Below are 10,937 nucleotides of genomic sequence, written 5' to 3' on the forward strand. Positions count from 1 at the left end.
CCCCTCGCACCCCTGACACCTGTGGGGCCCGGCGCGACGGCGCCGGGCCCCACTCTTGTGCCGGGGCCGCTCGACCTGCGGGAGTACGGTGCTGACCATGAGTTCGGCGATGGAGGAGACCGCGGCAGCACCCATCGGGACCACGTCCCCGATCGAGCCGGCCGGCCGGAAGCTGCTCCGCCTGGAGGTCCGCAACAGCCAGACGCCGATCGAGCGCAAGCCCGAGTGGATCAAGACGCGGCTGAAGACCGGGCCGGAGTACACCGAGCTCAAGTCGCTGGTGCGCCGCGAGGGCCTGCACACGGTCTGCGAGGAGGCCGGGTGCCCCAACATCTACGAGTGCTGGGAGGACCGCGAGGCCACGTTCCTCATCGGCGGTGACCAGTGCACCCGACGGTGCGACTTCTGCCAGATCGACACCGGCAAGCCGGCCGACTTCGACGCCGACGAGCCGCGCCGGGTCGCCGAGAGCGTCGCCACCATGGGGCTGCGGTACGCCACGGTCACCGGCGTGGCCCGCGACGACCTGCCCGACGGCGGGGCGTGGCTGTACGCCGAGACGGTGCGGCAGATCCACGGCGCCGTCCCCGGCTGCGGTGTCGAGCTGCTCATCCCCGACTTCAACGCCGACCCCGACCAGCTGGCGGAGGTCTTCTCCTCCCGCCCGGAGGTACTGGCCCACAACGTCGAGACGGTCCCGCGGATCTTCAAGCGCATCCGCCCTGGCTTCCGGTTCGACCGATCCCTGTCCGTGATCACCGCCGCCCGCGAGGCCGGGCTGGTCACCAAGTCCAATCTGATCCTGGGCATGGGCGAGGAGCCCGCCGAGGTCGTCGAGGCGATGCGGGCCCTGCACGAGGCCGGCTGCGACCTGCTGACCATCACCCAGTACCTGCGCCCGAGCGTCCGGCACCACCCGGTCGTCCGCTGGGTCAAGCCCGACGAGTTCGTCGGCTTCGCCGCGCAGGCCGAGGAGATCGGTTTCGCCGGGGTGCTGGCCGGGCCGCTGGTGCGCAGCTCCTACCGCGCCGGCCGGCTGTACGTGCAGGCCGCCGAGGCGCGCGGGCTCGCCGTCACCCGCTGAACACACCCGTCCGGATCCGGCCTGCGCGCGCGGCGCGCAGGCCGGGGGCGGCGGGGTCCTATCCTCAGGGACATGGCTCGCAGCAGGTCAACCGACTCCTCCGCCCCCTCCGGCAAGGGCGCCACGGCCGCCACGCCGGGCAAGGCCCGGCGGTTCGGCCGGAAGAAGGCGAAGGCGGGCAAGGACGGCCAGCCCAAGGTCTCCCGGCTGCGCAAGCTCAAGGGCCAGGCCCGGATGATCAAGCAGGCCTACACCCTCACCTACCGCAACGACCCGAAGCTGCCGTGGATCATGCTGATCGGGTTCGTCGCGGCCGCCGCGGTGGTCGAGCTCGTCGGCATCCTGCTCGGCTCGCCGTTCCTCTTCCTGCCCATCGCCATCCTGCTCGGCGTGCTGGTCGCCATGATCATCTTCGGCCGCCGGGCGCAGGGCTCCGCCTACCGCCAGGTCGAGGGCCAGCCCGGCGCGGCCGCCTGGGTGCTCGAGGGCATGCGCGGTGACTGGCGGGTGTCCTCCGGGGTCGCCGGCACGCGCGAGCTCGACGCCGTCCACCGGGTGCTCGGCCGGCCGGGCATCGTGCTGGTCGGTGAGGGCTCCCCCACCCGGGTGCGCGGGCTGATCGCCCAGGAGAAGAAGCGGATCGCCAAGGTCGTCGGCGACACCCCCATCTACGACATCGTGGTCGGCGACGACGAGGGCCAGGTGCCGCTGAAGAAGCTGGGCACGCACGTGACGAAGCTGCCCCGCAACCTCACCGCCGCCGAGGTGAACGCGCTGAGCCGGCGGATGAGCGCCCTCGGCGGGGCGCGCATGCCGGTACCCGGTGGCCCGCTCCCCGGCGGCCGGCAGATGTCGGTCAGCCAGCGGCAGGTCCGCCGCCGCTGAGCGGCTCCCCGTAGACGTACGAACGCCCCCGGCCGAGTGGCCGGGGGCGTTCGTCGTCCGCACGTCAGTCCCGGACGACGGCGGTGTCGGTGAGCCGGTCGTGCAGCCCCCGACCGTCGGCGTCCACCACCAGCGCCGGGACCAGCAGCATCAGCAGCACGGTCCGGACGACGGCGCGCCACGGGGCCAGCCGCCGGCCCTCCGCCGGGTGGGCGAGCCGCAGCCCGAGCAGCCGCATCCCCGGGGTCTGGCCGGTGGCGAGCAGGAAGAACACGGTCACCAGCCCGAAGGTCAGCAGGCTCCAGTTGCCCGGCGGCTCGGGGGCGGTGAACAGCGCCGTGACCAGGGCCGAGGTGATCGCGTCGATGGCGAACTGGCCGCTGCGCCGTCCGAAGGTGGCCAGCGCGCCCGGTCCGTCGGCGGGCAGCCCCAGTGCCGCGCCCCGGGCGCGCTCCTGAGAGGGTGGGGCGCCGTCCTCGGTCGTGTCGCCAGACATGACCTCAGCGTAGGACCGGCCCCGCGTCGTCCTGGGGGCCGTGCCTCGGGGCGGGCGCCGCGACACGCCCACGGGCGTTGTCACCGGCCGGAAACACAAGTGTCATGCCAGCGGAACTCCTCGCTCGTAGCGTTCGGCCTGGCTGTCCGCCCACTCCCGGAGGATCGATGTTCAACAGTCCCGACGAGGTCACCGCGTACATCCGCGACAACGACGTGAGGTTCGTCGACGTCCGGTTCTGCGACCTGCCCGGCGTCATGCAGCACTTCACCATCCCGGCGGAGACCTTCGGTCCGGACACCTTCACCGAGGGCCTCGGCTTCGACGGGTCGTCCATCCGCGGTTTCCAGGCGATCAACGAGTCGGACATGCTGCTGCTGCCCGACGCGAGCAGCGCCTACCTCGACCCGTTCCGCATCCACAAGACGCTGAACATCAACTTCTTCATCCACGACCCGATCACGCGTGAGGCCTACAGCCGCGACCCGCGCAACGTGGCGAAGAAGGCCGAGGCCTATCTCGCGAGCTCCGGCATCGCCGACACCGCGTACTTCGGCCCCGAGGCCGAGTTCTACGTCTTCGACTCGGTGCGGCACAGCACCGGGATCAACGAGGGCTACTACCACATCGACGCCGTCGAGGGCTCCTGGAACTCCGGGGCGCTCACCGGCGAGAACGGTGGCCCCAACCTCGGCTACAAGACCCGGCCCAAGGGCGGGTACTTCCCGGTCGAGCCCTACGACCACCAGAGCGACCTGCGCTCGACGATGATGGTCAACCTGGCCAGCGCCGGGCTCGAGCTCGAGCGCGGTCACCACGAGGTGGGCACCGGCGGGCAGGCAGAGATCAACTACAAGTTCGACACCCTGCTGCGCTCGGCCGACAGCCTGATGCTGTTCAAGTACATCATCAAGAACACCGCCTGGGCGCACGGCAAGACGGCGACCTTCATGCCGAAGCCGCTCTACGGTGACAACGGCTCGGGCATGCACTGCCACCAGAGCCTCTGGAAGGACGGCGAGCCGCTCTTCCACGCCGAGACCGGCTACGCGGGGCTGTCCGACACCGCCCGCCACTACATCGGCGGCCTCCTCACCCACGCCCCCTCGCTGCTGGCCTTCACCAACCCGACGGTGAACAGCTACCACCGCCTGGTGCCCGGCTACGAGGCGCCGATCAACCTGGTCTACTCGGCCCGCAACCGCTCGGCCTGCTGCCGCATCCCGATCTCCGGCGACAATCCGAAGGCCAAGCGCATCGAGTTCCGCGTGCCCGACCCGTCGGCCAACCCCTACCTCGCCTTCTCGGCGATGATGATGGCCGGCCTGGACGGCATCAAGAACAAGATCGAGCCGCCAGCCCCGGTCGACAAGGACCTCTACGAGCTGCCGCCCGAGGAGGCCCTGGGCATCGAGAAGGTGCCCGCGTCGCTGGACGCCGTTCTCGACCGGCTCGAGGTCGACCACGACTACCTGCTCGACGGTGGCGTGTTCACCGCCGACCTGATCGAGACGTGGATCGAGTACAAGCGGGAGAACGAGATCGACCCGATCCGTCTCCGCCCGCACCCGCACGAGTTCGCGATGTACTACGACATCTGATCTCGGGGGGCTACACCGCCCCTGAGCAGCACGTTTGCACGGCCCCCGCCAGGTTTCCCCCGGATTCCCCCTGGCGGGGGCCGTGCTGCGTCCGGCGCCGGGCCCGCGCAGCCCCGTCACAGCCGGGACGGACGGGGGCCGTGGGGCGTGGACCGTCCGGGCGACTGCCGTACTCGCCGGGCTCCGGACCGACAGTCCGGTGAACATCGACCTGTCGGTCCCCATCTGGACCATCGAGCACGTCGCGGCCGCCCTCCACCTCGAGGTGGACACCGCCCGCGACTACACCTACCGCGAGGACTTCCCCCGCCCCCGGGCCGGGTTCTCCCGCAACCTGTGGACCCGCCAGGAGGTCCTGGACTGGTTCGCCGGTCTGCCGCCCAAGCCGCGCGGCCGCGCCGGGCGCGGCACGGGCACGGTCAGCACCGCCACAATCGCGCGCACCGCCCCCCGCCCGGCCGACACCCGCCCCGCCTCGGCTCCGGCCGCCACCCGCCCCGGCGGGCGGCCGGCCGGTGCCCCCAAGCCGTACACGCCGAGGCGGAAGTGAGCCGCGCCGGCAACCCGCCGGTCGACACGATCGGCGTGGTCGACATCTACGCCCCCACCAGCAACCCCTACTTCCGGCTGAAGTGGCCGGAGCCGGACGGGACCCCCGGCGACACCAGCGGGGGCAGGACGCTGGAGGGGGCCCAGCTCAAGGCCGCCGAGATCGACGCCCGGGTGGGCTCGGCCGCCGGGCCGCTCGCGGTGACGACACTCGAGGTGATGGTCAAGCAGTTCCTGCTCGAGGCGCGCAGCCCGTACAAGACGAAGAAGCACTGGCCCAACTCCTACAAGACGCAGATCGAGGACCAGATGCACCGCTGCGTGCGGCTGCACGAGCACTACCGGGCGATGGACGTCGACCGGGCGCTGTGCGACTCGATGCGCGCGCAGGGCGGCACGTCCAACATGGTCAGGCAGAACACCACCGCGTTGCGCGCCTTCCTGCTCTGGGGATTCCAGAAGAAGTACTTCACCGCGGCGCAGGCCGAGCTGTTGCCCCGCGGCGGCTCTCACCCGGCACCGACCATCCTCGGCACGGAGATGCCCGCGCGGCGGCGCCAGGATCGCCACGTCGGCCAGGATGAGACGTACGTGCAGGACGAGGACGCCCCCTCCGCGGGGCAGGTGATCGCCCTGCGGGCGGAGTTCGCCGGGGCACGCCCCGCCTGGGGCGCGTTGGCCGTCGAGCTGGGCTGCGGCTCCGGGCCCCGCTGGGGTGAGGAGTTCCAGCTCACCGCCTACGACGTGCACCTCGGCGGCTGCTGTCGCGCGGACCAGCCGTCGACGAAGAAGATCAAGAAGAAGCGCAAGGAGAAGTTCCGGCCGCACATCCACATCGACTGGCAGATCGACCCCGGCGCCAACGCCGGCGACGCCAACGGCCGCCGATGTCGGCCGAAGGGCGGCAAGCGGCGGACCATCCCCATCCCGAAGAAGACCTTCACCGGGTACCCGCTGCGCGTCCAGCTGGCCAAGCGGGTCGGCCAGGCCCTCGCCGAGCAGGCCGCCGGCACCAACCCCGAGGCGCTACTGTTCCCCGCCGCCCGTGGCGGCCTGCAGTGGTACTCGTCCTTCAATGACGACCTGCTGCTGCCGGCGATGGAGCGGGCCGGCTGGCCGCTGGAGTACTGGAGCGAGGTCCGCGACGTCTGGTCGGAGCAGACCCGCTCATACACGCGCGTCGAGCGCAAGCGCACCACGGCGCAGCGCCCCTGGCACACGCTGCGGCACCGTTTCGCCCGAACCATGATCGACCGGTACGAGATGAAGCCCGGCGAGCTCATGGCCGTCGGCGGCTGGGAGAACCGGGCGACCGTCGACAACCGGTACTACAAGTCCGGCAAGGAACACGAGCAGAGCGCCCTCGACCGGATCGAGCGCGGATAATCCTCGGCGCCGAGGTCATCCGATGCCCCGCCGATTCCCACCCGGCGGGGCATCGGCTGTTCCGCGCAACTTGGGGGCCGCATGGACGCGTGCATTCTTGCCTGCGCGCTGTCTCAGCCAGCTGTGCGCGGTCCGCGCCGAGCCGCGGAGGTGCATGGTGGCGGGGGGACCGACTCGTCGCCTCGCCCACGGCCACGGGACCGGCGGCCTGGCGGGGACACGGAGGACCCTACGGAACTCCCACGCTGGTCGTGGGGAGTCCGTAGGCTCCTCGGCACGCTTGCCAGCAGGAAGGCGCTGCGCACACTGACTTGACGGGAGTGGGTGCCAACGCCCCGCTGGGCAGGACTCGACGGCGGACTGATCCAGGATGTGCACTCGGGTGTCGTCGTACTCCATCATGACCACTTGTCTGGCCATGCGGCCGATGTCAGCTCTTCAGCGGGGGAACAGATGACCAATCCGCGGCTCGTCAGCGAAGAGTTGCCACTAAGGGGTCATGTCGAACCGCGAAACAACGAGATCATCGCGGTCTTCCGCAATGGCAAGCTGCACGACATGTACGGCCCCGGTGTCCGGGCCCACACCTTCTGGCAGCGGTACTTGCTGGGCGGGTTGACCTATGCACGCATTGCCCACAGCGACATCAGCATCGAAGCCCGCGTGGAGAAGGTGGGCGTTCAAGACGGATGGCTACTGCCCGAGGTTCAAGTGCAGACGCTGGTCGCGCTCAACCCGGACGACGGCTACTCCGCGCTTCGCGAGCACCTGGAGGCTCAAGGGCTGCAGTTCTTGACGGCGCTGACCTCAGAGCTCCAGTCCGAGATCAACGCGCTCGTCCGCCGACTGTTCGCTCGGCGCACGCACGCCGATGTCCTCGCCAACCCCACGCCCGTCGGCTTCGGCGCCGATCAAGTGCTGCTGCAGGCGCTATTCGTTGTCGATAGACTGTATGTCAAACACGTAGTGGCGGATCCGCAGTACGTCTTACCGCGGACCGCGATGCGGAACCGCGAGGTCGGCATCGATGAGAAGACCGACACGCAGGCCGAGCCGAAGGCGCCCGGGACGGCGCTGGAGAAGTACACAAACCCCGAACTGACACGGCGGGAGATGCAACAGTATCGGCGCAGCCTGGAAAGACAGGAACGCCATGAGTACTTAGTGGTCCAACAAGCACACCTGCGACTTGAGCTCGACCTCCAGTTCGAAGGTGAACTGCACCGACGCATCCTTCGCATGACGATTGACGACGCTACTGTGCTGGAGGCGCTCCGCAACAGCGATGCGCTAGCCCGGATCCTCGGGGCCTCAACTGCGTCGAAGATTAGGGAGCTGCTGGGCGACTCGGATGCAAATCCAGCACAAGGAGCTGAGAGCGACCGACTATCAAACGGGGAAAGCCGAACGTTCAACGCCGAGGTTGAAAATCACAAGCCAGGCCGGCCGCTTGACGTTGGGGAACGGTACACCGTCGCCTTCAGCGTCGACTTGGCTCCGCGGCCACATGCGGTCGCCAGCGGCGTCGTGCCCATGTCCCTGGTCACCGCGAACGACCTCGAAGAGCCGATCACGGAACTCACCGTTCAGCTTGATAGCGACGACTTCGAAATCTCGGATCGCACCCAGCCGCTACGGGTCCCACGGTCGGGCGTCTCCCGGGATAAGGCGCGCTTCGAAATCGTGCCGCTGCGCGAGGGCCGCGGAACACTCACAGCGACCTTGCATCGCGGACGCAACTTCATCCACCAGTTGCAGCTTGTCCTGCCGGTGGGAGCACAAACCCTCAGCCCCGCCGAGTTCACCTCGATCGGCAGACCTATCGCCGCTGCCGAGCGGCACCGGGACCGTGACCGCAGCTTCGTAGTGAAACCGAACGCTGGCGGCGGCTATGACTGCCTGGTGATCGGGCCGACCGCCGACCACGCGCACTTGCCGGTCACTGACGAGCAGTTGGCGGGGGCGATCGACGCCGTACGTGCAGCCATCACGGACGTAGTCGACTACAGCAACGGTGCCGAGTACCCGTTCATCGATGGCGTCGACATTCCACGGCCCGCTGAGGACTTCGCTCTGAAAACACTGGCGCGGGCCGGGGCACGGATGTTCCAGCAGTTGTTCCGGCATCCGGCCGGCGGCGAGGACGCCCGGCGTGTGGGAGACGGGCTGCGGCAGCTGGCGAGCGAGCCCGGTCAGCCGCTTCAGCTACAGGTCGTCTCCCGGTCGTTTCCGGTGCCGTGGCAGCTGCTTTACCTGGGTGACGTCCGGCAACCCTTGAGCTGGGACCTATTCCTGGGCATGCGTCACATAGTGGAGTGCATCCCCTTTCGCAGTGGATTCCCGGACATCGGTACGGACATTCCAAGCGATCCGCAGCTGTCCGTGGGGCTCAATCTAAACACCGCCATCGATCAAGAACTGGAGGGCGACTATGTCGCCTGCCAGCAGGTCTGGTGGTCGCAGTCCTCGGCAAGGCGACCCCGCATGCGCGTCATCCCGCGCAGCCGCCGAGCGGAGATTCTCACCGCGCTGGCGGACACTGGCTGTGCGGACCAGATCTTCTACCTGTACTGCCATGCGACCGCCAGTGGGGCGCGGGATGCTGGTGGGATCGATGCCTGCTCGCTCGAGCTAACTGACGGCCGGCTGACACTCGGAGAGCTCAACTTGGAGGCGCCGCCCGAGGTGCCCCTGGCAGGTAACCCGCTGGTGTTCGTCAACGCCTGCGACTCGGCCGGACTTTCTCCACTGTTCTATGACGGTTTCGTGCCGTATTTCATGAGCAAGGGCGCCCGTGGCGTCGTGGGCACCGAGTGCAAGATCCCAGCCGTGTTCGCCACAGAGTGGGCCCGCCGGTTCTTCGACTCCTTCCTCGACGGCAATGCGCTTGGGGACGTCGTCTTGCGGTTGCGCCGCTCCCTCTTGGTTGAGCATAAGAACCCGCTGGGACTTATCTACGCCGTCTACTGCGACAGCGACACTGCAGTCGTGCCCGCGCTGCTTGACTAGGCAAGCTGACCGAAGAGAGGTTCCGTGCCGCTCCGCCACGTCTCGGGCCGAGATCTGACCTACCACTTCATCGCCTTTGACGAGAGCGGTCGCGAACGGTGCGAGAACGGTGCCTGCTACAGCGAACAGGTGCTGGCCACCGCGATGACGGCCCAGCCTCCGGTCACCGACGTCTTCGTGATCAGCCACGGCTGGATGGGTGACGTCCCAGCGGCGATTCGACAGTACGACCGGTGGCTTTCGGCCATGTATGACCAGCGGCAGGACAGAGCGGCCGCACATCTGCGACGTCCGGACTGGCAGCCGCTTACGATCGCCCTGCACTGGCCGAGCTTGCCGTGGGGCGACGAGCGACTGCATCGTCGACCGGCGCTTTTGTCTGCCCACGATGGCGGCAGGGCCGACGAGTTCGCCGCCGAGAACGCCATTGAGGTCGACACGCTTATCGACACCTACGCACGGCGTATCGCCGACACCTCAAGAGCGCGAGCGGCGCTACGCACCATCCTTGAGACCCGTCCGCACCAGGGACGAATCCTCACGCAGAGGGTCGAGGACGCCTACGTCGCCCTTTTCACCGAGTCCGCCCTTACCTGCGGCGGGACTTCGACGGCTCCAGGTGCCGACCAGGAAGACTTCAATCCAGCGACGATCATCGCGCAAGCGCAGCAGCAAGCCGGTGGGCGGTCGATGCCAGCAGTGCTCGGGGGCAACGCGGCCGACCCCGGCCTGGACCTAGTGCGCATGCCGCTGAGACAGTTGTCGTTCTGGAAGATGAAGGACCGGGCAAGGAGGTTCGGCGAAAGCGGAGCCCACAACCTGCTGCGCGATCTGCAGCACGCGGCGCACGGGGCGCGATTTCACCTTATGGGACACAGCTTTGGGTGCATCGTGACTAGCGGCGCCGTCGTCGGGCGCCCCGGCACCCCGGAGCGGCCCCAGCCGGTCCATACGCTCTTCCTCGCCCAGGGTGCGCTGTCGCTGTGGGCGTTCGCGGACGAACGGAGCAATCCTCACCGACGAGGAACTCCCGGGTACTATCACCGGCTGCTCGCTGACCGACTGGTACGCGGGCCGGTGGCTACAACGCGGTCTGCCTTCGACACCGCCGTTGGCCGGTTCTACCCCCTGGGCGCCCGGCTGGCTCGTCAAAGGCACCTCGGAAAGGATCTGCCAGCCTACGGCGGCATCGGGACCTTCGGCATTCAGGGAGTGCCGGACACTGCCGACGCTGTGATGGTCAACAACCGCCAGCGGTACGACTTCCGCCCTGGCCGCGTCCACAACCTTGAGGCCACCAACATCATTCGGCACGGAAGTGGACCGTCGGGCGCGCACAGCGACATTGCCCAGCCCGCAGTAGCCCACGCGTTCTGGCAAGCGGCGATAGCGGTCTGAATCAATCCCCCAACGCGTTCTGATTTGACGCTCAAGTGATGCCGCCACACCAGACTTGCGGGTGGCGCACTGCCGCCGCATTGCCGATAGATCAATCCCGCGAGGCGCAGGCAACAGAGACTGGTCCCGTTCGTGATCGGGTCAGCATCGTAGGCTGGGCTCTCGATTCGGGACCTCGTTGTGGGATGGGGCCCCCGCGAGAGCCGGTCGACCATGATCTTGTCCGACCGGCGCGCTACGTTCCGACCATGTCCACGAAGCCGCACACACCGCGCCCCTCCCCCACTCCGGGACCCAGCGGTGGAACGGCTCCCACTTCACGGTGCCCGAGTCCCCCCGACGTCCCAACGATCAACGGGGCTCAAGGTTCTGTAGCTGCATGGCCTGCGCCGCTGCCCGGAACGGCTCGGGATGGCGCGCAGACGTGCGTGTCCGGTCGACGAGCGGCTGATGCTTAGCCCGGGGCTTTCACGTCAGCCGTTGATCAGCGAGGTCGGGATATAGGAAAGGTGCTCCTGACCTGCAAGGA

8 protein-coding genes are annotated in these 10,937 nt (G+C 68.6%); 7 read left to right on the forward strand and 1 reads right to left on the reverse strand.

Annotation, left to right across the window (positions count from 1 at the left end; all coding sequences use genetic code 11):
- Positions 1 to 97 precede the first annotated feature (97 nt).
- The gene (gene lipA, locus HK417_RS22670; RefSeq protein WP_261327612.1) at positions 98 to 1,084 is read left to right on the forward strand and encodes a lipoyl synthase; all 987 of its coding nucleotides are present in this window, start codon (positions 98 to 100) and stop codon (positions 1,082 to 1,084) included.
- A 72-nt stretch (positions 1,085 to 1,156) separates the two neighbouring features.
- Positions 1,157 to 1,969 carry a DUF4191 domain-containing protein gene (locus HK417_RS22675; RefSeq protein WP_222272331.1) on the forward strand — a complete coding sequence of 271 codons (813 nt, stop codon included), beginning with the start codon at positions 1,157 to 1,159 and terminating at the stop codon, positions 1,967 to 1,969.
- Positions 1,970 to 2,033: 64 nt separating this feature from the next.
- Here the strand turns inward: HK417_RS22675 and HK417_RS22680 are convergent, their stop codons facing one another.
- Positions 2,034 to 2,465: an RDD family protein gene (locus tag HK417_RS22680; protein ID WP_222272334.1), complete on the reverse strand. Its 432-nt coding sequence runs from the start codon at positions 2,463 to 2,465 to the stop codon at positions 2,034 to 2,036.
- A gap of 167 nt (positions 2,466 to 2,632) precedes the next feature.
- Between HK417_RS22680 and glnA the strand changes: the two genes are divergently transcribed.
- The 5 genes from glnA (at position 2,633) to HK417_RS22705 (ending at position 10,408) form a co-directional block, all read left to right on the forward strand.
- On the forward strand, positions 2,633 to 4,066 hold the full coding sequence (gene glnA, locus HK417_RS22685; protein WP_222272337.1) for a type I glutamate--ammonia ligase: 1,434 nt from the start codon (positions 2,633 to 2,635) through the stop codon (positions 4,064 to 4,066).
- 199 nt (positions 4,067 to 4,265) lie between these two features.
- Positions 4,266 to 4,616 (forward strand): hypothetical protein, encoded by a 351-nt coding sequence (locus HK417_RS22690; protein ID WP_222272347.1) that lies wholly within the window; start codon positions 4,266 to 4,268, stop codon positions 4,614 to 4,616.
- Entirely contained in the window at positions 4,613 to 6,001 is a 1,389-nt protein-coding gene (locus tag HK417_RS22695) for a hypothetical protein (protein WP_222272349.1), read from the forward strand. The genes HK417_RS22690 and HK417_RS22695 overlap by 4 nt, the downstream gene beginning before the upstream one ends.
- A 453-nt stretch (positions 6,002 to 6,454) precedes the next feature.
- Positions 6,455 to 9,010, forward strand: coding sequence for a CHAT domain-containing protein (locus HK417_RS22700; RefSeq protein WP_222272351.1), 2,556 nt, complete (start codon positions 6,455 to 6,457; stop codon positions 9,008 to 9,010).
- Positions 9,011 to 9,034: 24 nt separating this feature from the next.
- Positions 9,035 to 10,408, forward strand: coding sequence for a hypothetical protein (locus HK417_RS22705; RefSeq protein WP_222272360.1), 1,374 nt, complete (start codon positions 9,035 to 9,037; stop codon positions 10,406 to 10,408).
- The last annotated feature ends 529 nt before the right edge of the window (positions 10,409 to 10,937 follow it).

This window comes from Modestobacter marinus, from assembly GCF_019799945.1.
In the GTDB taxonomy this organism is placed as follows: domain Bacteria; phylum Actinomycetota; class Actinomycetes; order Mycobacteriales; family Geodermatophilaceae; genus Modestobacter; species Modestobacter marinus_B.